This is a genomic window from Bacillota bacterium LX-D (genome assembly GCA_031628995.1).
In the GTDB taxonomy this organism is placed as follows: domain Bacteria; phylum Bacillota; class DUOV01; order DUOV01; family Zhaonellaceae; genus JAVLUO01.
Genome location: JAVLUO010000001.1, coordinates 139,853 through 162,470 on the forward strand (window position 1 = coordinate 139,853; position 22,618 = coordinate 162,470).

The following is a 22,618-nucleotide window of genomic DNA, read 5'->3' on the forward strand; positions in this document are numbered from 1 at the left end:
ATAATTCCTCCTAGACAAGTTTAAGTAAAGCATTGGTGATGGTAGCAGCAATTGTGCTCCCACCTTTATTACCTTCGATAGTTATATACGGTATAGTAGATTTCGTTAGTTCTTCTTTAGATTCCCTTGCACCAACAAATCCAACAGGTGTACCTATAATTAAAGCCGGCTTTATTTGCTTAGTTTCTACTAACTCTAACAATTGAAACAAAGCCGTGGGGGCATTACCAATTGCCACAATGTTGCCATTTAATTTCTCGCCGAAATATAACATGGCTGCCATGGAACGCGTGATGCCCTTTGATTTTGCCATTTCCACTACTTCTGGAGCATCAATAACACAGTTTACTTCTCCACCTAGCTTTGCTAATTTTTTACTATTAATGCCGCTTCTTACCATTTTTATATCTGTAAAAACACTGCAACCATTTGCAAGAGCTTTTTTAGCTGCTATAATGGCTTCAGGATGAATTTTAACTAATGGTGCATATGCAGGGTCTCCTGTTGTATGTACAACTCGAAAGATTACTTTCTCTTCTTCTGGAGTAAATGTATATTCTTGCATTAACCCTCGAATTATCTCCATACTTTTATCTTCAATTAGATTGGGGTCCGTAATATACTTCATCTATTCGACCTCCTTGATGCGATCAATAATAATGTCCACAATTCTTGGGTCGCTTCCTAAATTGGGAGCATATAAAATTTCTACGCCTGGATGCTTGGTTCTTTCCTCAGCCAATATTTCGGGAATGTCTTTTTGGACATGCATACCTGCAAAAAGGAATAAAGGCATTACAACAATTTTCTCAACATCTTGTGCTGCCAGTTTGGCAATAGCGTCAGAAATTGTAGGCTCAGCTTGGGACATAAAGGCTGGTTCTACGATGGCATTTTTCATTCTATCTTTTACTATTTTAACAATGTCGTCTAAACCACTATTAGCTTCATTCAATCTACTTCCATGTCCTAAAATAACCACACCTAGTTTCATTTTAAATCTCCTTTCAGTACTTGCAATAGTTTCGAAAGATCACTAAAAAATTCCTGGCCAGTTAGGTTTTCTTTTGGCCTTCGAATAATTACCATAGGCAATCCTAAGCTCTCCGCGGCAGACAATTTTGTATCGAAACCTCCACTTTTACCGCTTTCTTTGCTAACAATAACTTCTACCCCAAACTCAGAAAAAATCAATTTATTCATTGTTTCCGAAAAAGGGCCTTGGATAGCAAGAATATCTTTAGGTTGAATACCTAAGTTTCTACATTGGGCAACAGAAGCAAGTTCAGGCAAAACCCTTACTATAAGTCTTTGCTCAGGGCCCCGAACTCGTACAAAATACTCCAGGTTTTTAGAGCCAATTGTTGCTAAAACTGTATTGCCTAACTTAAAAGCAGTTTCTGCAGCTTGTTCATATGTATTTACCCAGATAACTTTCGAGCAATCATTTTGGCAGCGGCATTCAGGTCTAGTATAACGGAAATATTTCACTCCGCATTTGGCAGAAACAGTACGTGCTAACTGAGAAATAGCAGTTGCGTAAGGATGAGTTGCATCAATTAGAATTTCTATCTTTTTTTCTTTAACTAATTGAACTAAATCCTGCTCCTCAAGAGCATCAACAAGCACCTCTTCAGCACCGCAGCTTTTGGCCAATTCTCCGCCATAGGAACTAACTGTTGTCACTAAGACCCGGCAGTTAAGGCTTTGCAGCTCACGAATTAATTCATTTGCCTCCTTAGTGCCGCCTAATACCAAAATCACCAAGAGTACCCCCTAGGAGTTACGATTTTCCCACCCATAACTTTTGTCTGTGAATTGCCAATTAAAACAACAGTAAACATGTCAATAGGCAATTCTGTAAAATGCTCTAAATCACTGACAAACATTTCTTGTCCAGAGCGTAAAGCATTTTTAACAACACCTACAGGTGTATCGCCAGCCCGAAATTTCAAAAACATTTCCCTGGCTTTTTCAATATGCTCAACCCTCTTATGGCTTTTCGGGTTATAAAGTACAACAACAAAATCACTACTAGCTGCAGCTTCTAATCTTTTCAAGATTAACTCCCAAGGGGTTAATAAGTCACTTAAACTAATAATGCTAAAGTCATGCATTAAAGGTGCACCAAGTACTGATGCCCCAGCGCTTGCCGCCGTAACTCCCGGGACCACACTTATCTTAATTTGGTTTAGTAAGCCCTTTGTTTCAGCCAATTCCAATACTAGGCCGGCCATACCATAAACGCCTGGGTCTCCACTTGAAATAACAGCAACGTTCTTGCCTTCAGCAGCTATTTCCAAAGCCTTTTGGCATCTTTCAACTTCTTTAGTCATACCAGTACCCACTATTTCCTTTTCCTGATCGACTAAGAGCTGCTTAATTAATTCTAAATAAGTTTTATAGCCTACAATTACATCTGCCTCCAGCAATGTGTTGTAAGCTTTAATTGTCATATCTTCAATTGCTCCAGGACCAATGCCTACAATTGCCAAATGTCCTCTGCAATAGCTACCGTTACCTTCGGACATTTGGTTTTTCTCAAGATCAAATGCGCTGTATTGGCGCCCAACAATGCTGCCGGTTCGCAAACTCCTTCAACTCCTATCTTATTTAGCACAAAGCTTGATTTACTTAAATCAAACTGCCGTTGTATCATGTCTTCTATTCTTTTAACTGCAAAAAATTCAGTTTTAACCCCTAAACTTTGAGCTGCCGCTAAAAGACCTTTCTCCTTGCTTTTGAGGTCAATCGAGCATATTTTCTTAATGCTTAATATTGAACGAGCCACTTGTTTTAAAGCTGACTTAATGGCATACATAATTTCTTCTTCAGTGGTGCCAGCTCTACACCCGATACCTAAAACTAAGCTTTTAGGTCGGAGATATAAGCAATCTTTTCGGGGTAATAACAGCTCTTTACTAGTCAAAAATGCAGCTGCACAGCCATCCTGCTTATATTGCTCTAAAGGAAGCACTTCAGCCCAATCACTAATTAGGTTTTTGAGCTTGCTTACATCTTGAAAGGCTTCTTCATAAAAAACTTGTGCTGGCTTATTATTGACTAAAGCACTGTTTAAGTATTTGATGTTTTCCTTTGGTTCTAATTTTAGCTTGGCATCTCTGGCAATAATATCTATGGCAACTTTACCCTGTAAGTCACTGGCTGTCGTTATCACTGGTTCAGCACCACTTATTGCTGCTAATTCTAAGGTAAGCTGATTTGCACCACCAAGATGGCCTGAAAGTACGCTTATAACATGTAAACCTTGTTCATCCATAACCACAACTGCAGGATCCGATGATTTATCTTTAACATAAGGAGCAATAACCCTAACTACAATTCCCAAAGACATAATGAAAAGCAATTGTTGATGCTCAGCAAATAAATCTTTGGCAATTGATGCTAACGGCTCACTAAAGGCATGAACGGAAATATCCCCCTCAGTAATTTTAGTAGGACAATAGATTATAACTTTCTTAGGGATAGCAGCAGCAATTTTTTTTGCCTGTCTAAGTCCCTTTGAAGTTAGTACAACTATTGCAAGAGCCATTATTTTGCGCTCCGGTAACCATGGCTAAAATTCGCATCATAAAGCTTTGATAAAGCGTATTTATCACCTAAAAAATGGCCTACGATTACTAAAGCTGTCTTAGTTATTCCTGCAGCTTTTACTTTTTCTACAATTGTATCTAGTGTGCCAAGAACAATTTTCTCCTCAGGCCATGATGCTTTATAAACTACAGCCACAGGAGTATCTTGAGCATAAGATGTTTTTAGATCTTCTACCATATCTGCTAAAGAGTGAATGCTTAAAAAGATACACATGGTAGCTTGATGTTGAGCTAAGGAGCGTAATCTTTCTTTTTCCGGAACAGGTGTCCTGCCCTCCATGCGAGTCAAAATAATTGTTTGAGTAACATCTGGCAAAGTATATTCTTTTTTTAGACTAGCAGCAGCAGCTAAAAAGGAACTTACTCCTGGAATTACTTCATAGGTAATATTATGTTTGTCCAAAATATCCATTTGTTCGCGAATTGCACCATAAATGCTAGGGTCACCAGTATGTACTCTTGCTACCTTTTTACCTTGAGCGATACTTTTAATCATAACGTCAATTACATCTTCCAAAGTCATTTCAGCGCTGTTATAAATTTCAACTTCAGAATTCAAGCCGTCTAATAGAGCTGGATTAACTAGCGATCCTGCATAAATAACTACATCTGATTGAGCAATAATTTTTTGTCCCTTGACAGTAATCAAATCAGGGTCACCAGGGCCTGCTCCTATAAAATATACTTGAGCTTGCATTACGCTTTCCCTCCTTGTTTAATCAAAATTAATGATAAATAATCTGGTTTTTGTCCTTTCATCTTAGCTAAATCATACTCTATCTTTTCTTCAGGCTGTCCACAGCGGCTAACTAAAATACTTTGGTTAAGAATGCCTCTTTTTTCTAAAGTAGCAATAATCTCTTCAAATTGCCCAGAAACTTTCATAAGTATGATGTTAGAAAAAGTATCTAAGACAATTTCTAAATCTGCTACATTTTCAACTGCAGGTATAATTGCAAGCTTTTCATTACCTTCAGCTAATGAGATATTAAGTTGTGCTGCTGCTGCTGCGAAGGAGGTAATTCCCGGAATTGTTTCAATTATAATTTCAGGATCAACTGTCGCTATATATTGTTGGACATAAAGGTATGTACTATATAAACTGGCATCGCCCAAAGTTACGCAGACGACATTTTGCCCTTGGCGCAAATAATCAAGAATTGTCTCGGCTGCTGCATTCCAATAGGACTTCAGTTCGTCAAAATTTTTCGTCATAGGCATAATTAATTCTACAATTGTTTGTTTTTCTGTTAAATAAGAGCCGATAATTTTTAATGCAACGCTTTCTTTTTCTTTACTAGCTTTTGGAACACAAATTATTTTAGTTTCTTGAATTAAGCGTATTGCTTTTAAAGTGAGTAATTCCGGATCTCCTGGGCCAATACCAATTCCAATAAATTTACCTTTCACTAGCTCTTCACTCCTCGAATAATATACACAGGATTATTGCTTTGAAACGCTTTCGTAGTTCCTAAAGGCATTAATTTCGATACATTAATTACACAAGTATCCGTTATAAATCCTAGCTTTTCCAGGTTGGCAATTCCATACCAAAGAGTGTCTATGGTAATAGCGTTAATTACAATAATACCTAATGGTTTTAACTTCTCGGCACAAACTTGTAAAGTATCAGCTAATGTTCCACCTGTCCCTCCGATAATTATCCTATCTGCATCAGGCAAAGATTTTAATGCTTCAGGGGCACTGCCAGCTATTGCTTCTAAATTTTCCACTTTAAAGTTCTTTTTGTTTTCTAGAATCAATGCTACCCCTTGGGGATTTTTTTCAATGGCAAAAACTTTACCTTGATTTGCTAATAAAGCAGCTTCAATGCTAATGGAGCCTGTGCCTGCTCCTACATCATAAACACAATTGTCTTTCTGGATTTGCGCTTTTGCTAAAGTCACTGTCCTGATTTCTTCTTTTGTCATCGGCACTTTTCCGCGGATAAAGAACTCATCCGGTATCCCGGGTGCCATATATGTCATTTTATTATTCATTTTTAATCACCATCACGCAAGGAGTAGTATCCGCAGAATTTAATAAGCTTGATAAAGTAGTTTTATTAATACTTTCATTTTCATAACTTAAGTTTTTGCAGATATAGGAAATTGAATCTTGTCCTCCATTTCCCAACCAAAACCGAGCTATTTTTGCCGGATTATTTACGGGATCAGTTAACAGCGCAAGTTCTGGAAGTTGAAAATAATTTTTCAGCTCATTTAAATCTCGTCCATGGGCACTAAGCAAAATTGCATCTTGCCAGGGCATACCCAGCTTGGCATAAGCCATTTGCAGAGAACTAATTCCTGGAATCACCTGCATTTCTTCCTTGGGAAATTTTTTTTTCAAGAAAGTGAGCAGGCTATGAAAGCCAGGATCACCTGAAACTAAAACCGCAATATGTTGATTTTGATTCTGCCGAATAAAATCTACAACCTCATTTAATTTGCCGGTTATTTCTTTTTTTTTGCCGGTGTGTTGAGGAAAAAGTTCTAAAGCTCTTTTTCCTCCAATAATAACTTGCGCACTATTAACAACTTCCACAGCTTTAGGCAAAAGATAATCTTTATGACCAGGTCCAATACCAACGACACTTAACAAATTTTACTGCACCTCAATTCATAAATTAATTGGGCGGCAGTTTTGTCCTGTCCCAGAAAGTCTCCATTTAGAGCAGTTAAAATAGTCCCAATTTTAATTTGATTTGCAACATGACTTTCTGCTTTTCGGCTAACTGCCTCTGCTAAAATGTTGAATAAATAATCCATTTTAGCTTCTTTGATTAGCCCTACAGCCTCTTCAGCCGTATTAGCGTAAACAATCCTTTTAACCAAATCAGCATCAGCACCATTTAAAAAAGCATGTGTAGCCATAATTTCCAAACGAGCATCTGCCACTTTACTATGGGTATGAAAAATCCCCCCTGCAACTTTTACTAACTTGCCAATATGACCATATAAAATTATATTAGAGACACCAAGTCTGCTGCATTCCTTTAACATAAACCCTACAAAATTACTCATTTGAATTACTGCGTTTTCAGGCAAGTTAAAATATTCTGCAGCTCTTTTTTGTCCCATTCTACCAGGAGTCAGTACAATTGTACTGTATCCAAGGGCTTGAGCCATGGTTACTTGAGGAACTAAAGATGTTTTAAAAGCTTCTTCTGACATGGGTTCTACTATTCCCGTAGTTCCTAAAATAGAGATACCACCAATTATACCGAGCTTTGGATTTAATGTTTTAGCAGCAGCTTTTTCACCTTCAGGTACACTAATTTCAATTTTTAAGCCTTGATCAGGTGCCAAAAAAGGGCTAACTGCATCCTTAATCATCTTCCGGGGTACTGGATTAATAGCTGGTAAACCTGGTTGAACAGCTAATCCTGGTTTAGTTACAATCCCAACCCCATGCCCTCCAGTGATTTGGATTCCTTGGCCAGTTAAAGTTACCGAAGCTTTAATCTCCATACCATGGGTTATATCGGGATCATCACCACCGTCTTTAAGTACACTACAGGAAACTTTATTTTGTTCAAAGGTAATATTTTTAATAGGAATCTCTATAGTCGTATTTAAAGGTGTCGTAATTTCAACCTTATCTAAGGAATCACCTTTTAGAAGAGCCAGTACTGCACCCTTTGCCGCTGCTGCCGCGCAAGACCCAGTAGTATAGCCTCTCCGCCACATTTTTCCATCATAATTGCGAAACTTAGATAAATTTTGCAGTGCTTGTCCAACTGTTAAATAATCCTGAACATTGTTTTTCTCGTTAGGGATAAATAAGCCTCTAATACTATGTAAATTTAAATTATCTTGCATTAATAGTGCTGGATTATTAAACACACTTTCTGGAGCATCAGCTAAAATTGCTTTTCCATCTTCCAGCACGATAATCTTATCTGCAAACATGGGAATTAAATCTAAGTTACTAGTTGCATAAATGATAGTTGTTTTTTGTTGATGCAATCCCTTTAAAACTTGGAATAACAAATTAGTATTACCTTGATCCATTCCTGCAGCAGGTTCATCTAAAATAATAATTTTTGGCTCTTCGACTAAAATTCGAGCCAGTGAAACCATCCTTTTTTGGATAGAACTTAGGTCAGAGAGGATATTTTTTTCATAACCAGACATTTGTATCTGTTCTAAGTATGAATGTACTTTTTCTTTTAATTGGTCTTTTTGCATCAATTTATTATGTAAACCAGAAGCCACGTATTCAGTAACAGACATATTTATGGCTTTGTTATCATCAGTCTGAGCCAAATAACCTATTTTCAGTTTAAACGAATTTTCTGTAGAATAGTTTAGAAAGAATTGTTCCAACTCTCCCAGGAAGCTAGTCTTTCCACTACCATTTGTTCCAAAAATAGCAATTGCCTCTCCTTGGTTGATTACTAGTTTTGTATTGGCTAAAGCTTTTAAATTACTTATTGTTAATACTTCCATGGCGGATCCCTTTCTCAAAGTAATTAACATTTTGTAAGGCTTTTAAACTAATAGGAATACCTGCAAAAACAAAATATATTTCTTCAGCCGCAGCACCTATTTTTTGATTCGCCTCGCCAACTACATCTCGGTATAATCTACCAAGCCTTGATTCAGGTACTAAACCTAGTCCAACTTCACTTGAAACAATAACAAATGTTGCACCTGATTGGATTATAGCCTCTTGTAATTCGCCCAGTTCCTGAAAAATTATTCTTTTTTGTTCTTCTTCATCTGCTTCAGAATTTTTCCAAAGCAAGTTGCTGATATAAACAGTTAAACAATCCAATAAGATAGTTTTTCCAGTCAAATTAGTTTCTCGGATGAATTTAGCTATTTGATAAGGTTCTTCTACTGTTTGCCAGCTAGCAGGCCTGCGTTTTTGATGTAGTTCTACCCTTTGCTGCATCTCATCATCATTAACTTCAGCTGTGGCAATATAAACTACAGGAGAAGAAAATTGTTCAACCATCTGTTCGGCAAAAAAACTTTTACCGCTTCTTGTGCCACCTATAACCAAATAAATCTTACCTTGCAAAAGACCACTCCCTTACCCCACGCTTAACAAAAAAAGACCTTTCCCACGTTAGGTAGGCAAAGTCTTCTAATCTATTTTGACACCTGTCCCTTACGCGAAGGACATTGTGCAAAGCAATAGGTAGGTTTCCTGGCTTACGGTTCATATTTGCCTCCGCCTTCCCGATTTACCCCAGTGGCAATTGAAGGAATATCCCCGTTACAGTGGCGCGACCGCTCAGGCTTTCAACCTGATTCCCCTTAAACCTATCACTTCACTTATAAAATTTTTCTAATCGTTAAAATAATTTATTTAATTATAACATAGGCTAGAATAAATATACAATAGGCATGTTCCGGCCACATTAGATCAGACTTGATTACAAACTGTTAGTTTTTTGAAAGATTATTTTAGCATATTTCTCGTTTTGAAGTTTTAGTATTTGTTTTTCACGTTCTTTTTGTTCCAGTAATAATGCTTTCTCTTTTTCCGATTTTTCTAGCAAATACATGAGTAGGTGGCGTCCAGATTGGAGTCGAGTAATTCTTTCTTCTAACCTTTTAATTTTTTTTTTAACTTTTCAAGTTCATAATCTTGCATTCCATCACAACCTTATCTTCATGTTTTTCTTAAATATATGCCTAAGGAGCGATTTTATGAAAACCAGATTTATTTACTTTATTTTTCAGCTCTTTAATAATAGTATACGGTGCTTCTACAGCTCCGATTTTACATCTAAATTCGTTTCCCCGGCCATGATAATCAGAACCACCAGTAGCAATGAGCCCATATTTAGAACAAAGTTGAAGGCAATATGTGGTCTCTTTTTGACTATGTAATGGATAATAAGCCTCTAACCCCTCTATTCCCAGCCCAAGCAGTTCTTGAACAAGGCTTCTGTCGTTTAATAATCCCGGGTGAGCTAAAACAGGGATTCCCTTGGCCTCTTTAATCAAGGCGATTCCTTCAGCTATAGAAATTTTCTCCCTGGGAACATAAGCGGGGGCACCCTTAACTAATAGTTTATTAAAGCCCTCTTCAATTGAGGAAATATAGCTTTTTTCCATTAGTGCTTGAGCTATATGCGGTCTGCCCACACTTCCTCCTCGGGCAATAGCTAAAATGTGCTCCCAATCAAGCTTAAACCCTAGATAATTTAATTTTGCTACAATACTTTTTGCTCTTTTAACTCTATTATCTCGCAAAGTCGAAAGTTTCCGCTGAAAAAATTCGTTTTGATACTCAATATAATATCCAAGAAGATGCACTTCTCTTGTCTTGAAATCTGTACTTAGTTCTAAGCCAGGAATAACATCAATTTTTTTCCTTTTTCCTTCTCTTAATCCCTCATCTAATCCATCCGTAGTATCGTGGTCAGTAATAGCTATGGCTAACAACCCTTGCTCATGAGCAAAAGCTACTATCTCTTTCGGAGAAAGAACTCCATCAGAAGCTGTCGTATGAATGTGCAAATCTATAAGCATAATTAAATTCCTTTCAAACCGGTAAATTTGCCATTAACACTCTGAGCATATTTTTTCCCATTATTTTGGAAATATCCTCTGCACTAAATCCATGGTGTTCTAAAGCTTTTATTAAATTCTGAAGCTTAGTTACGTCTTCCAAACCCTCTACTATACTTTCAGTACCATCAAAATCAGAGCCAATGCCCACATGATTAGCATTACCTACAACTTGACATATATGATCTATATGTTCCACTAATTTCACTATAGAGGGTTTTTCTCCAACAAAATCTGGTACGAAGGTCACTCCTACAACTCCTTCAATTGCTGCTAGCGCTTTAATTTGTTTGTCAGTAATATTTCTTCGGTGATTCCAAACACTTTTACAATTAGCATGGGAAACTAAAACTGGTTTTGTAGTGATATCTAAAACATCCCAGAATCCCTTTTCAGCAATATGAGCCAAATCTACAATTATGCCAAGGTCATTCATTTCTCTCACAACTTGTTTTCCAAAACTACTGAGACCTCCTGCATTATCCCCCTCCCCTACTCCGTCTGCTAAAGCATTTCTTTGATTCCAGGTAAGCCCCAGTGACCGTACACCAAGTTTAAATAAGCATTTCAAAACGCCAATATCCCCTTCTAATGCTTCTCCACCCTCTATGCTTATGATAGCTGCAACCTGTTCATTTTTTTCTATATTTTGTTTTAATTCTCTTTGGGTAGTAACAACATTTAGATACTTCGCATTTAACTCTGCTTCCTCATACAAAGTATCAATCATCTGCATTACCCTAAGCAACGAATTATGTGGTTTGAAGATGGATTCAACAAATAAGGCAAAGAATTGGACATTGACTCCAGCTTCCCTTAAGCGGGGTAAATCAACATGTCCAATATTTGACTTTTCACCTAATCTTCTTTTTTTATTTACAATATCAAGTATAGTGTCACAATGCCCATCTATAATTAGCATAATTTCACCTCACCTTAAATAAATAAAAAAGCCCTACTAAGCAGAATAGTAGGACTAAGCTTAAAAATATTAACTTTTTTAGACTAATTCAAAAGTTTACCGGGGTTCAACAATTAACTTTATTGCTGTTCTTTCTTCACCATCGATTTGAATGTCAGTAAATGCTGGAATACATATTAAATCTACTCCACTGGGCGCTACAAATCCTCTTGCGATAGCTACTGCTTTAACGGCCTGGTTTAATGCTCCTGCACCTATTGCCTGGATCTCAGCTCCTCCTCTTTCTCTGAGAACTCCTGCTAATGCACCGGCAACAGCATTTGGACTGGACTTTGCTGAAACTTTCAATACTTCCATCAAATTGACCTCCTTTTGGTGACTACTTCACTATCCCCTTTTATAGTAAATATATATTCTGCCAGCTTACAAAAAATCCTTTATTTAACAAAAAAAATTATAAAATTTATAAGTAGATTAAACTTAAGTTTTAAATATACTTGTAGTTAACAAGAACAGGTTCAATTTTACTTGCTTTACCATCATCCATTAACTCAAGTATAATTCCATTTACTTGGACAGGACCATTAGCCACTTCAAAACGAACAGGCATCTGAGTAATAAACTTTTGAATGGCCAATTCTGTTTTTACACCTAAAACCGAGTCTCTAGGTCCTGACATACCCAAATCAGTTATATAAGCAGTTCCCTTAGGCAAGATTCGAAAATCATTGGTGGGAACATGAGTATGTGTACCATAAATAGCACTAACTTTTCCATCCATAAACCAGGCGAAAGCTATCTTTTCTGATGTTGCTTCAGCATGAAAGTCGATGATAATTTTATTAGTAACTTGCTTTATTTCCTTTATTAATTGCTCGCCAAGCCTAAAAGGGCAATCTAAATTTGACAAAAACACCCTTCCAGAAAGATTTAATACTGCAACCTTATCTCCTGTTTTAGTTTTAACTACAGTATAACCTTTTCCCGGTGTACCAGGCGGGTAGTTTGCAGGTCTTACAATCCGATATTCAGAATCAATCAGTTTGATTGCTTCTTTCTTATCCCAAACATGATTACCCATAGTTAAAACATTTATACCGCTATTAAATAATTCCACGGCTGTGTCCTTCGTAATGCCGTTACCACCTGCCGCATTTTCGCCATTTGCTATTATAAGATCAATTTCATTTACCTGGAGAAAATTTTTTATAAAGTGTTTTACTGCTTGGCGCCCAGGTTTGCCAACTATATCACCCAAAACAAGTATTTTCATATTTATCACCAGTTATTATATTTTTGTGTTCATAATTAAAAGGGACACCAAATGTCCCTTGTATATGTTAAGGCAAGATTAGATCTATTTATTAAAAACTAGTACTCTACCTTCTTCCCGAAAAGCAATAAGCTTTTTTCCCAGGTTAGATTCTTTTAAATTCTCCAGCATATTAACAATCAATTCTTCTTGCATTTGCAAATCCTCTTCCATAAAGCTATCATTATCATCTGCAACAATATTATGCGTAAATTCTTCCTGTAATAAAGATATAATTAGAGCTATTTCACTATGAGTTATTGTGTTTACATCTCTTTGTATTTCAAGCATTATTAACTTATCATACGTTATATGTTTTATTTCAATAATACTAGGTTCCCTATCCTCTAAAAAATTTAACGTTTCTAAGCAAGTAACAAATTTTTCTATAAAGCAATTTATTTTATTTTCATCGTTAATCTTTGTTAAAGTAAAGCTCAAAGTTAAAATGCTATTTTCCGGGTCATAATTTGTTGAACTAACCTCCGGGTATCGGACTAATATCGAAATTAATAAACCTATACTATCGGAAACTTCTTCTCCATTTTTATATTTTAAACGCAAAAGTCACACCTGCCTCCATACTTTGTCCATAGAAGTTAGTTCTGCATCGCCTGTTGATTTCCTGCAATGTTCATATAAATCAAGACCTAAATTTTTTGGCAAAAATGTAAAGCGGCTGCATATAGCCGCTTTATTTTCTAAATCCGTATTATTTTGCATATTCAACAGCTCTGGTTTCCCTGATGACAACTACCTTAATCTGTCCAGGATATTCTAATTCATTTTCAATAGTTTTAACAATATCTCTGGCAATGCGAACTGACCCTAAGTCATCAATCTTTTCAGGCTTAACCATTATTCTAATTTCACGCCCAGCTTGTATTGCAAATGATTTTTCTACACCTTCAAAAGCATCTGCGATTTCTTCAAGGCGCTGTAAACGTTTAATATAAGATTCTAATGTTTCTCTTCTTGCTCCCGGGCGAGCAGCCGAAACAGCATCGGCAGCTTGAACCAATACAGCCTCAATACTTTGAGGTTCAATATCACCGTGGTGAGCAGCAATAGCATGAATTACATCAGGAGATTCTTTATATTTTCGAGCTAAATCTACCCCAATAGTAACGTGGGGGCCTTCAACTTCATGGTCAACTGATTTTCCAATATCATGCAACAACCCAGCTCTTTTAGCCAACTGTACATCAGCACCAAGTTCTGCAGCCATTGAAGCCGCTAAATGAGCTACTTCAACTGAGTGTTTAAGTACATTTTGCCCATAACTAGTTCTAAACTTTAACCTTCCAAGCAATTTTACCAATTCAGGGTGAAGTCCATGAATGCCTGTTTCAAAAGTAGCTTGTTCTCCTTCTTCCCTGATAATTTGCTCAACTTCTTTCTTGGCCTTTTCAACCATTTCTTCAATGCGCGCAGGATGAATGCGCCCATCTACAATTAATTTTTCTAAAGCTATACGCGCAACTTCTCTTCTAATTGGGTCGAAACCAGATAGAATAACTGCTTCTGGAGTATCATCAATAATTAAGTCAATACCCGTTAGAGTTTCCAACGTTCTAATATTTCTTCCTTCTCTACCGATAATTCTCCCTTTCATTTCATCGTTAGGTAAAGGAACAACCGATACTGTTGTTTCGGCAACATGATCAGCTGCACAACGTTGGATGGCAAAAGTAATAATATCGCGAGCTCTTTTTTCCCCTTCTTCTTTCGCTTGGCTCTCTATTTCTTTAATCATTAAAGCTGTTTCATGTTTAATCTCTTCTTCCACATTGGAAAGCAATAACTCTCTCGCTTCCTCAGTAGTTAAATTTGAAATTCTTTCTAACTCGGTAACTTGTTGATTATAAAGCTCATTTACGCTAGCTTTTATTTTTTCCAGCTCTTGTTCCCTTTTATGATTTACTTCTTCCTTTCGTTCAAGAGCCTCACCTTTGCGATCTAAAGATTCCTCTTTTTGTATTAATCTTCTTTCCAGTCTCTGCAGCTCATTACGTCTTTCCCTATGTTCTCGTTCCACTTCATTACGTAACTTATGCACTTCCTCTTTAGCTTCAAGAATAGACTCTCTCTTTTTGGCTTCAGCTTCCTTTTCAGCATCTTCTACTATTTTTCGAGCAGCTTCTTCTGCTGATGCTATTTTAGCCTCGGCTAGTGACTTACGTAAGAAATAACCGCCTACGAACGCTGCTAAGACAGAAAGTAATAGCACTATTAAGTTTATCCAGTTAATAGTCTCACCTCCATTCTAGAATTTTAGTAGTGCATTTCAATAATTTAAGCCGAGCAGAAACCCGGCTTAAATTAGAAACTTTACTCCTTAAGTGTACAGGTTTTAATAGACTAATGGTATATAGACAGACAACTAATTCGTTGGAAAATCTATTTGTAATAACAGATTATAATAATAGAAAAATTATATATCAATAGTAAAAATTGACATCTGCTATTAAAATATATTTAGAACCATATATACCATATTAAAGCCTACACTAACAGCGTTAAGTTCTAACAAAAATTTCTCCCTATAATATTGTAATATTCCATCAAAATGATGTCAAGCAAAGCCCCGTCTAAAAATGGCTTAAGCATCCTATCCGTCCAAAAAATGTATCTAAGGCCTTGCGTGCCGTAGCATAAGAAAAGCCTCTCCTGACTAAAAAGCTATATGCCTTAGGCATATTTTGTCGATTTAAATCGCAATCTTTAAATTTTTTATGCAATAATTTAAGTGCTAACTCTTCTTCGTCTTCCAAGCTTAGTAACTCATTTATACCAGTTTCAATAAGCTCTACATCTATACCTTTCATCTTAAGCTCTTGAAAAACTCTTTTTCTGCCCATTGGTCTAAGCTCCTTGGAATTACAAATCCAACGCCTGGCATAATCTAAATCATCTATATATTTTCTCTCCTTACAATAATCGATAACACAATTGATATCCTCCATTGCAAATCCTTTTTTTTGCAATTTCATTTTTAGGTTTTCGGCGGTGTAAGGACGTAAACCCAATATTCTAAGGGCATATTTCAAAGCAGCTTGTTGATCTTTTTCCATAATTTCTTTCCCATACCTGTCATCATTTTAATTTAGTTCTTCGTTTTCAATATTTATTGAACCTTTTTTTTCTTCAACACCTAAAACCATTTGTCTAATTTGCTGTTCGATTAAATTTGCTAATTCAGCATGTTCCTTTAAATATTCCTTGGCGTTTTCCCTACCTTGACCTAGTTTTTCATCATTATAGGAATACCAAGAACCACTTTTCTGAATAATATTAAGCTCTGAACCTAAATCTATGATACTTCCTTCACGAGAAATGCCTGCTCCGTACATAATATCACATTCAGCTTGTTTAAATGGAGGTGCCACTTTATTTTTTACTACCTTTATCCTCGTTCTGCTGCCAATCATGTCAGCTCCTTGCTTTAATGTCTCAACTTTTCTAACTTCCAATCGTACTGAAGAATAAAACTTGAGGGCTCTTCCTCCGGGAGTAGTTTCTGGGCTGCCAAACATAACCCCAACTTTTTCCCTAAGCTGGTTAATAAAAATCGCAACTGTATGAGACTTACTAATAACTCCTGCTAGTTTACGTAAAGCTTGGGACATTAGCCTAGCTTGTAACCCGACGTGAGCATCACCCATATCACCATCAATTTCTGCTTTTGGTACTAATGCAGCAACCGAATCAATAACTATTACATCAATAGCACCACTTCGTACTAAAGCTTCTGCAATTTCCAGAGCCTGCTCTCCCGTATCCGGTTGAGAAACTAATAAATTATCTACATCTACACCCAAGTTATGGGCATATGTAGGATCAAGGGCATGTTCAGCATCAATAAATGCTGCATTCCCACCATTTTTTTGAGCCTCAGCAATAATATGTAAAGCAACTGTTGTTTTTCCAGAAGATTCTGGGCCATAAATCTCAATAATTCTACCTTTTGGTACTCCTCCGACTCCCAAAGCCAAATCTAACGCTAAAGCTCCCGTAGATATTACCTCAATTTGCATATTAGCAGCTGCATCACCAAGTTTCATAATAGAGCCCTTACCAAATTGTTTTTCAATATTATTTAATGCTATTTCCAATGCTTTCATTTTATCTGACATCATCAACCCACCCCTAATAAAACATCCGTTCGTTAACGGCATTATAGACTACTTTCCGAAAACTGTCAATTCTTTTAGTTTTAGACAACTTACTACATTTTCTAACTAAAAAAGCAACTAGTTATTTAATTATTAAATAACTAGCTGCCTCAAAGAACTTTATACACGGGTATTAAGCACATTGCATATCCTCGGTCATTAAAGCCCTTAATTGTTCTCCGCTTACTTTCTCTTCCTTTTTCAACTCTGCAGCAACTTTAACCAAAATCTCTTTTTGCTTTTTCAGCATGTCCTTAACCTGATTCTCCTGCTCGTGCAGAATTTCCTGCAACATATCACGAATTATTTGATCGTTCTGCTCAGGATCAATAATACCTAATGGAGAAAGTCCATTTAATATAATTTGTTTGGCTAACTTTACAGCCTCCTGAAAATCGTTAGCAGAACCAGTACTCCGTTCCCCTAAAATAATTTCTTCAGCGACAGCACCAGCTAGTGTAATTTTAATTTGTTTTTCCAAAAAGCTTTTTGTATAAAGACAAGTATCACTTTCCGGCTTTTGCCTTACATATCCCAAAGCCTGGTTACGCGGAATAACCGTAATCGTAGCAACAGAACCAGGCCGCATTAGTTCACTAATTATACCATGACCTGCTTCATGAATAGCTACTCTTGCCAATTCATCAGCGTTAGGTTTTTTATCAAGTTTTTCTCCCAACATAACTTTATCCAAAGCTTCGCGGAAATGACGATTTTCGATAGTTGTATTCCCATCGCGCAAAGCATAAATAGCAGCTTCATTTGCTAAGCTTTCCAAGTGGGCTCCTGAGAATCCAAAACTCTCTTGGGCTATACTTTCCAAATCAACATCTTGTCCTAATGGCTTGTTTCTAGTGTGAATTTTTAGTATTTGCAACCTTCCCGCTTTATCAGGCAAATCTACTTTTACCAGCCTATCAAAACGACCAGGCCTTAAGAGAGCAGAATCCAACATATCTACTCTATTTGTAGCAGCAATAACTAAAATATTATTCGCCTTCAAACCATCCATTTCAACTAACAATTGATTTAAAGTTTGATCGTATTCCAGGTGACTAGTATTACTACCCCTTTTTCCGCCAAGCACTTCAATCTCATCAATAAAAATAACTGCTCTGTTTTTATTTTCCTTAAGTGCTGTTTCTTTAGCTTTCTTGAATAAAGATCTAACCCTTTTAGCTCCTACACCTGCATACATTTCCACGAATTCGGATCCGGCTGATACCAGCATTGCCGCATCAGTATAACTAGCTGCTGCTTTAGCCAGCAAGGTTTTCCCTGTCCCAGGGGGACCTGTTAGAAGTATTCCTTTTAAAGGTCTTATACCTAAATTTTGAGCCTTTTCTGAAGCTACAATAAAATCAAGGGCTTCTTTTAATTCCTGCTTAGCAGTATTCTGCCCACCAATATCATCGAAACAAATTTTACTTTTGACAACATACTTATTGACTCTAGGGTAATTAACGACCCCTTTTTGTATGAGAATAAAGTAAAAAGCCCCGATAATAAGTAAGATTACTAGAAACGGAGCTATATTATAGCCTAGGATGGCTAAAAAAATTATTAATGCTAATGCAAAACCAATTCCGGCCTCAAATACCATTTTATCAACACCCCTCAATCACAATCACCTTATTTGCGAGGTATAATTTCATATAAATAATTGGATCCATCGTACATTCCAACATATATATTGTTATTATCTATACTTACCTCCCATTTATCTAATCCGGAACTACCCATCATTATTTTCAAATCGCTTTTCATTTTAGTGAAATTACCTTTTTCTAAAGCTTCGTAGATAATAAATTTGCTTTCATTCCAAATATTAGAAAGCCTATTGTTTCTTTTGTCTTTAAGTTTAATTTCAGTCTTAATTTTTTTTGGTAAAACAATTGAATTTTTAATTTGCTGATAAGTACTATTCAAATCATCAACTGTACCTAAGGTGATATTTAATGTTAAATTTTCCTTTGACTTAATAACCACTACCTTCTGAACCCCAGCAATAGAATTTATTTTATCAACTAGCGAATGTTGTACATAATAACGTTCATATACCTCATGACCGGCTAAAAGTAGTATTAGAAACAAACATGTATAAAAAATTATTAAATGTAGGCGTAAGTCTTTTATTTTCAAGCTTATCCCCCCCATCATACTAATCGAAATTATAACATAGTAAAACTAATTAATCTTTATGAAAAGGGTGGCAAAAAAAAACGCTCGGTTTAAACCAAGCATGGAGATACCTAATTTTGATTTTCTTGGAGCAACGCCTTGGATTTAGTAAAGTAGTCTATTCCTGAAATAATTGTAATAAAAACAGCAAAGTACAAAACTACAAGTGTAGCAATTTCAAAGTAAGGAATAGGCAAATCTCTTAGTAATATTGCTGAAATAGCAACAATTTGGCTCACAGTTTTAATTTTGCCTAATGAGCTGGCAACAATCACAAAGCCCTCAGCCGCAGCTACTACTCTCAAACCAGTTACGGCAAATTCCCTAGCAATAATAATAAAAGCAACCCAAGCGGTTATTAAATTTAATTCCACCAATGATATAAGAGCTGCAGAGATTAAAAGCTTATCAGCTAAAGGATCCATAATTTTTCCCAAATTTGTAATTTGTTTGCGACTACGAGCAATATATCCATCAATACCATCTGTACTAGCAGCTAAAATAAAAATAAAAGCTGCAAAAAATTGACCATACGGAATTTTTATTAATAACAGAATCATAAAAAGTGGAGCTAAAATTATCCTTAGCAACGTCAATTGATTAGCTAAATTCATTTTGAATCTCTCCTATTAAATCGTACTCCTCTACCCGCCTAATCAGTACTGGTACAAATTCTCCTGGCTCGACCTTATCGGCTGAAAAAAGCACAGAACCATCTACCTCTGGAGCCTGCTGTTCGGTTCTACCCTGCCAAAATCCATCACGTTCCAATGCTTTTCCCTCCACAAGAACTGGAACTGTTTTTCCTAACCATTTGTTATTATTTGCTGAAGTAATTTCTAGTTGATGTAGCATAGCTCTGTGAAAACGTTCTTCTTTAACTTCATCAGGTACCTGATTTGCAAAACCAGCCGCAACAGTACCTTCCTCCTGTGAATAGGTAAAAACCCCAACCCAATCAAACTTTATTAAAGACATAAAGTCTAGTAAGGTTTGAAAATGCCGTTCCGTTTCACCCGGAAATCCCACTATAAATGTAGTCCGTAAAGCAACATTAGGGATTTTGGTGCGCAATTTTTCTATTAATTTTATTATTTGCTCTGTATTGCCACGTCTGCCCATTTGCTTCAAAATTTCCGGGTGTGCATGCTGTAAAGGTATGTCTAAGTAATTACATACCTTTGTTTCTGCAGCAATAAAATTTATTAGCTCATCGGTTATATGATCTGGATAACAGTATAAAAGCCTAATCCATTCTAAATCAGAAATTTTAGCAATTTGCTGAAGCAGTTTTACTAAACTCAGCTCATGATAAAGATCTTCGCCATAAAGTGTAATATCCTGAGCAACTAAAGAAATTTCTTTGATACCTGATTGGGCCATAATTTCCGTTTCCTTAAGCAAAGAAGCAATACTCCTACTTGCATATCCGCCCCGCATTTCAGGAATAGCACAGTAAGTGCATTTTTTATCACAGCCTTCGGCAACTTTTAAATAAGAATAATATTCTGTTGATTTAACCCTTGGAATATATAAATCAGGGTTATTTGTACTCTTTTGCAGCTTTGTTATACGTTGACCGGCACTAACTTTATCTAGTAACGCAGGCAAAGCTGTAACATCGTTGCTGCCTAAAAAACCATCTACCTCAGGTATTTCCTCGGCTAACTCCGTGCAATATTTTTGTACAAGACAACCAGTAACAATTACCTTTAATTCGGGCTTAATTTTTTTTAAATTAACCATTTCTAAAATGGTATTAATAGATTCCTCTTTAGCAGCTGTGATAAAGCCACAAGTATTTATGATAATAATGTCTGCCTCTCTAGTATTTGTAACAATATGGTACTGTTCTTGATTAAGCAAACCCAGCATACATTCTGAATCAACTGTATTTTTATCGCAGCCTAAAGTAACTACGGCAACTTTTGCCAATATAAATTCCCCTTTATATCAGTTTAATTATTCTTAACTGGATCTGTATTGCTTGCAGTAAATTCTTTTGTTATAGCATGACTGGATGGACTTAATTTACCTTGATCCTTTCCATTTAAACGCACCTGAACTACACGTGGGTTACCAAACCTAATTTTTATCACATCTTTACCTGTAAAGTCCTTGCTATCTCCTGCTTCTAACACACCACTAAAATCTTGTTCACCATCTATGATGACATTAATCCAACACCTATTACCTTCATCAGAAAGAATCTTTAAAGAAACATTTACACCTGAAGAATTTTCTTCTTGCTCTGCTCCAGACTCAGACTGGGACTGTTTAGGTTCTTTTTGGTTACTTGCATTTGCTGAAGAATTTTGCTGATGTTCCTGGACCGTAGTGGGAGAAGATTGAGTTTGATTTGCTGCCGGCAAATTTGTCCGTCCCAACTGATAAAGATAAATAAAGGCAAACAAGGCAACAGCAGTTAAGGCAATGCCACTAAATTTAAAAGCTTTTTTATTTATGTAGAAAACATTAGTCTTATCCGTCTTATTAGTTGTAGGAGTTTTTACTCTAAGCTGTGCAGGTTCCTCATTTTTATTTGCAGCTTTATACTCTTCGACTAAAGCGTAATCCTGCAATCCTAAAAATTTTGCATAGCTTTTTAAAAAGCCGATAACATAAACTCGCCCTGGAATTTCAGAATACTTTTCGTTTTCCAAAGCCTCTAGATATTTTAACCTTATTTTTGTTGCCGCTTCAACATCAAGCAAAGTAAGGTCTTTAGCTTCTCGCGCTTGCCTTAAAGTTTCTCCAACAAGTCCCATACTTCTGCCTCCTTACAGAATTTGAGTCTCAATATAATTTTTAATTTGCAGCGCAGCTTGTTCAATGTCTTCTGCGTTGATAGAAAGATCGTATACTTCAGATGGTGATTCAGGATGCTTATAAAGTGGGTCATAGTAATTAAGAAGCAATTCCTCCACTATTTCATCATACTGCCCCACCCAAAGTTTATCCAGTAAATCTTTTGTCTTTGATTTGCCAATCCTGCGCTGTAATTGAATAATAGACCGCTCAATTCCTTTCAAATTTTCGGTAGAACCATTCAAATATTCCTGCAAAATCCTATTAATTCGATTTTCAATACTATTATAAACTAAAATTTTAGTTCCGTTTTGCATTGAACGGTACACAACCTCAGGAATTATTAACTTCCCGACTTTTCTGCTTTCCCCTTCCACTACAATAGCTTTACTATTTTTATATTCTTGGAGTATCCTATAAATACTTGATTCAAAACGTTTCTGTGATGGTTGATTTTTCAATCCAACTCCTCCAAAAACAGAACCTCGATGATTAGCTAGTTTTTCTAAATCCAGAGTTTCCATCCCTAATTTGTCTAAATTAGCAATGATTTCACTCTTCCCTACACCTGTCAAACCATACAACACAAGAAAATTAATTGGTTCTAAATTAATATAATAATCATTTATATATTTGCGGTATGCTTTATAACCTCCAAGTAACCGATAGCTGTCAATACCAGCCAAGTCCAACAATTGGCTCATAGCTTTACTGCGCAGGCCCCCACGCCAACAGTAAACTATTATTTTTTTATCCTTACTTACATCTTGAATTTTCCTTATTTTCTCCGGGATTTGTGCTGAAACTAAGTCCATTCCCAATACTCTAGCTTCATTTGGCCCCTGTTGTTTATAAGTAGTCCCAACAATGCACCTTTGTTCATCATCCAATATAGGTATATTTATAGCTCCAGGTAAATTATCTTCTGCAAACTCACCTGGTGATCTTACATCAATAAAAACGGCATCTTCCATTGCTAAAGCTTCTTCTATAGATATATTTTCTGGCATTTGCTACCCTTCCTTGAATTACGTTTTCCTTCGACATATTCCAGCTAATGTCCTGCAATTGTA

General features: G+C 36.3%; 25 protein-coding genes and 1 riboswitch. All 25 genes read right to left on the minus strand.

The window, feature by feature from the left end; all coding sequences use genetic code 11:
- Nucleotides 1-10: 10 nt before the first annotated feature.
- Nucleotides 11-628 (minus strand): precorrin-8X methylmutase, encoded by a 618-nt coding sequence (locus tag RDV78_00750; protein MDS1029029.1) that lies wholly within the window; start codon nt 626-628, stop codon nt 11-13.
- Nucleotides 629-994 (minus strand): CbiX/SirB N-terminal domain-containing protein, encoded by a 366-nt coding sequence (locus RDV78_00755; GenBank protein ID MDS1029030.1) that lies wholly within the window; start codon nt 992-994, stop codon nt 629-631. It lies immediately after the preceding gene.
- Nucleotides 991-1,764 carry a precorrin-6A reductase gene (gene cobK / locus RDV78_00760; protein MDS1029031.1) on the minus strand — a complete coding sequence of 258 codons (774 nt, stop codon included), beginning with the start codon at nt 1,762-1,764 and terminating at the stop codon, nt 991-993. The genes RDV78_00755 and cobK overlap by 4 nt, the downstream gene beginning before the upstream one ends.
- The gene (gene cobJ / locus RDV78_00765) at nt 1,761-2,531 is read right to left on the minus strand and encodes a precorrin-3B C(17)-methyltransferase (GenBank protein ID MDS1029032.1); all 771 of its coding nucleotides are present in this window, start codon (nt 2,529-2,531) and stop codon (nt 1,761-1,763) included. The genes cobK and cobJ overlap by 4 nt, the downstream gene beginning before the upstream one ends.
- On the minus strand, nt 2,483-3,553 hold the full coding sequence (locus RDV78_00770; protein ID MDS1029033.1) for a cobalt-precorrin 5A hydrolase: 1,071 nt from the start codon (nt 3,551-3,553) through the stop codon (nt 2,483-2,485). Before RDV78_00770 ends, cobJ begins: the two co-directional genes overlap by 49 nt.
- Nucleotides 3,553-4,311: a precorrin-4 C(11)-methyltransferase gene (gene cobM, locus RDV78_00775; GenBank protein MDS1029034.1), complete on the minus strand. Its 759-nt coding sequence runs from the start codon at nt 4,309-4,311 to the stop codon at nt 3,553-3,555. The genes RDV78_00770 and cobM overlap by 1 nt, the downstream gene beginning before the upstream one ends.
- Complete coding sequence (gene cobI / locus RDV78_00780) at nt 4,311-5,024, minus strand: precorrin-2 C(20)-methyltransferase (protein MDS1029035.1); 714 nt, start codon at nt 5,022-5,024, stop codon at nt 4,311-4,313. Before cobI ends, cobM begins: the two co-directional genes overlap by 1 nt.
- Nucleotides 5,024-5,614, minus strand: a complete 591-nt coding sequence (gene cbiT / locus RDV78_00785; protein MDS1029036.1) for a precorrin-6Y C5,15-methyltransferase (decarboxylating) subunit CbiT — start codon at nt 5,612-5,614, stop codon at nt 5,024-5,026. The genes cobI and cbiT overlap by 1 nt, the downstream gene beginning before the upstream one ends.
- Entirely contained in the window at nt 5,607-6,218 is a 612-nt protein-coding gene (gene cbiE / locus RDV78_00790; GenBank protein ID MDS1029037.1) for a precorrin-6y C5,15-methyltransferase (decarboxylating) subunit CbiE, read from the minus strand. The genes cbiT and cbiE overlap by 8 nt, the downstream gene beginning before the upstream one ends.
- Nucleotides 6,212-8,068 (minus strand): cobalt-precorrin-5B (C(1))-methyltransferase CbiD, encoded by a 1,857-nt coding sequence (gene cbiD, locus RDV78_00795; GenBank protein MDS1029038.1) that lies wholly within the window; start codon nt 8,066-8,068, stop codon nt 6,212-6,214. The genes cbiE and cbiD overlap by 7 nt, the downstream gene beginning before the upstream one ends.
- Nucleotides 8,046-8,645 carry a bifunctional adenosylcobinamide kinase/adenosylcobinamide-phosphate guanylyltransferase gene (gene cobU, locus RDV78_00800; protein ID MDS1029039.1) on the minus strand — a complete coding sequence of 200 codons (600 nt, stop codon included), beginning with the start codon at nt 8,643-8,645 and terminating at the stop codon, nt 8,046-8,048. Before cobU ends, cbiD begins: the two co-directional genes overlap by 23 nt.
- A gap of 101 nt (nt 8,646-8,746) precedes the next feature.
- Nucleotides 8,747-8,921, minus strand: a riboswitch (cobalamin riboswitch).
- A 344-nt stretch (nt 8,922-9,265) separates the two neighbouring features.
- Nucleotides 9,266-10,108 carry a PHP domain-containing protein gene (locus tag RDV78_00805; GenBank protein MDS1029040.1) on the minus strand — a complete coding sequence of 281 codons (843 nt, stop codon included), beginning with the start codon at nt 10,106-10,108 and terminating at the stop codon, nt 9,266-9,268.
- A 13-nt stretch (nt 10,109-10,121) separates the two neighbouring features.
- Nucleotides 10,122-11,069, minus strand: coding sequence for a dipeptidase (locus tag RDV78_00810; GenBank protein MDS1029041.1), 948 nt, complete (start codon nt 11,067-11,069; stop codon nt 10,122-10,124).
- A gap of 96 nt (nt 11,070-11,165) precedes the next feature.
- Nucleotides 11,166-11,426, minus strand: coding sequence for a stage V sporulation protein SpoVS (gene spoVS / locus RDV78_00815; protein ID MDS1029042.1), 261 nt, complete (start codon nt 11,424-11,426; stop codon nt 11,166-11,168).
- 130 nt (nt 11,427-11,556) lie between these two features.
- Nucleotides 11,557-12,342 (minus strand): TIGR00282 family metallophosphoesterase, encoded by a 786-nt coding sequence (locus RDV78_00820; GenBank protein ID MDS1029043.1) that lies wholly within the window; start codon nt 12,340-12,342, stop codon nt 11,557-11,559.
- Nucleotides 12,343-12,426: 84 nt separating this feature from the next.
- Nucleotides 12,427-12,945, minus strand: a complete 519-nt coding sequence (locus RDV78_00825) for a hypothetical protein (GenBank protein MDS1029044.1) — start codon at nt 12,943-12,945, stop codon at nt 12,427-12,429.
- 148 nt (nt 12,946-13,093) lie between these two features.
- Nucleotides 13,094-14,614: a ribonuclease Y gene (gene rny, locus RDV78_00830; protein MDS1029045.1), complete on the minus strand. Its 1,521-nt coding sequence runs from the start codon at nt 14,612-14,614 to the stop codon at nt 13,094-13,096.
- 358 nt (nt 14,615-14,972) lie between these two features.
- Nucleotides 14,973-15,455, minus strand: coding sequence for a regulatory protein RecX (locus RDV78_00835; GenBank protein ID MDS1029046.1), 483 nt, complete (start codon nt 15,453-15,455; stop codon nt 14,973-14,975).
- 27 nt (nt 15,456-15,482) lie between these two features.
- Entirely contained in the window at nt 15,483-16,517 is a 1,035-nt protein-coding gene (gene recA / locus RDV78_00840) for a recombinase RecA (protein MDS1029047.1), read from the minus strand.
- Between the two features lie 172 nt (nt 16,518-16,689).
- A complete protein-coding gene (locus tag RDV78_00845) occupies nt 16,690-18,159 on the minus strand; it encodes an AAA family ATPase (GenBank protein MDS1029048.1) in 1,470 nt (489 codons plus the stop codon).
- A 29-nt stretch (nt 18,160-18,188) separates the two neighbouring features.
- Entirely contained in the window at nt 18,189-18,698 is a 510-nt protein-coding gene (locus RDV78_00850; GenBank protein MDS1029049.1) for a hypothetical protein, read from the minus strand.
- Nucleotides 18,699-18,808: 110 nt separating this feature from the next.
- The gene (pgsA, locus tag RDV78_00855; GenBank protein ID MDS1029050.1) at nt 18,809-19,351 is read right to left on the minus strand and encodes a CDP-diacylglycerol--glycerol-3-phosphate 3-phosphatidyltransferase; all 543 of its coding nucleotides are present in this window, start codon (nt 19,349-19,351) and stop codon (nt 18,809-18,811) included.
- A complete protein-coding gene (rimO, locus tag RDV78_00860; protein MDS1029051.1) occupies nt 19,338-20,672 on the minus strand; it encodes a 30S ribosomal protein S12 methylthiotransferase RimO in 1,335 nt (444 codons plus the stop codon). The genes pgsA and rimO overlap by 14 nt, the downstream gene beginning before the upstream one ends.
- A gap of 23 nt (nt 20,673-20,695) precedes the next feature.
- Nucleotides 20,696-21,505: a DUF4115 domain-containing protein gene (locus RDV78_00865; GenBank protein MDS1029052.1), complete on the minus strand. Its 810-nt coding sequence runs from the start codon at nt 21,503-21,505 to the stop codon at nt 20,696-20,698.
- 12 nt (nt 21,506-21,517) lie between these two features.
- On the minus strand, nt 21,518-22,555 hold the full coding sequence (gene mnmH / locus RDV78_00870) for a tRNA 2-selenouridine(34) synthase MnmH (GenBank protein ID MDS1029053.1): 1,038 nt from the start codon (nt 22,553-22,555) through the stop codon (nt 21,518-21,520).
- Nucleotides 22,556-22,618 lie beyond the last annotated feature (63 nt).

Coding starts and splice junctions, on each gene's coding strand:
- RDV78_00750 (MDS1029029.1), bottom strand. CDS start 628: ATGAAGTATATTACGGACCCCAATCTAATTGAAGATAAAAGTATGGAG.
- RDV78_00755 (MDS1029030.1), bottom strand. CDS start 994: ATGAAACTAGGTGTGGTTATTTTAGGACATGGAAGTAGATTGAATGAA.
- cobJ (MDS1029032.1), bottom strand. CDS start 2,531: ATGTCCGAAGGTAACGGTAGCTATTGCAGAGGACATTTGGCAATTGTA.
- RDV78_00770 (MDS1029033.1), bottom strand. CDS start 3,553: ATGGCTCTTGCAATAGTTGTACTAACTTCAAAGGGACTTAGACAGGCA.
- cobM (MDS1029034.1), bottom strand. CDS start 4,311: ATGCAAGCTCAAGTATATTTTATAGGAGCAGGCCCTGGTGACCCTGAT.
- cbiT (MDS1029036.1), bottom strand. CDS start 5,614: ATGAATAATAAAATGACATATATGGCACCCGGGATACCGGATGAGTTC.
- cbiD (MDS1029038.1), bottom strand. CDS start 8,068: ATGGAAGTATTAACAATAAGTAATTTAAAAGCTTTAGCCAATACAAAA.
- RDV78_00805 (MDS1029040.1), bottom strand. CDS start 10,108: ATGCTTATAGATTTGCACATTCATACGACAGCTTCTGATGGAGTTCTT.
- RDV78_00810 (MDS1029041.1), bottom strand. CDS start 11,069: ATGCTAATTATAGATGGGCATTGTGACACTATACTTGATATTGTAAAT.
- spoVS (MDS1029042.1), bottom strand. CDS start 11,426: ATGGAAGTATTGAAAGTTTCAGCAAAGTCCAGTCCAAATGCTGTTGCC.
- RDV78_00820 (MDS1029043.1), bottom strand. CDS start 12,342: ATGAAAATACTTGTTTTGGGTGATATAGTTGGCAAACCTGGGCGCCAA.
- RDV78_00835 (MDS1029046.1), bottom strand. CDS start 15,455: ATGGAAAAAGATCAACAAGCTGCTTTGAAATATGCCCTTAGAATATTG.
- recA (MDS1029047.1), bottom strand. CDS start 16,517: ATGTCAGATAAAATGAAAGCATTGGAAATAGCATTAAATAATATTGAA.
- RDV78_00845 (MDS1029048.1), bottom strand. CDS start 18,159: ATGGTATTTGAGGCCGGAATTGGTTTTGCATTAGCATTAATAATTTTT.
- pgsA (MDS1029050.1), bottom strand. CDS start 19,351: ATGAATTTAGCTAATCAATTGACGTTGCTAAGGATAATTTTAGCTCCA.
- RDV78_00865 (MDS1029052.1), bottom strand. CDS start 21,505: ATGGGACTTGTTGGAGAAACTTTAAGGCAAGCGCGAGAAGCTAAAGAC.
- mnmH (MDS1029053.1), bottom strand. CDS start 22,555: ATGCCAGAAAATATATCTATAGAAGAAGCTTTAGCAATGGAAGATGCC.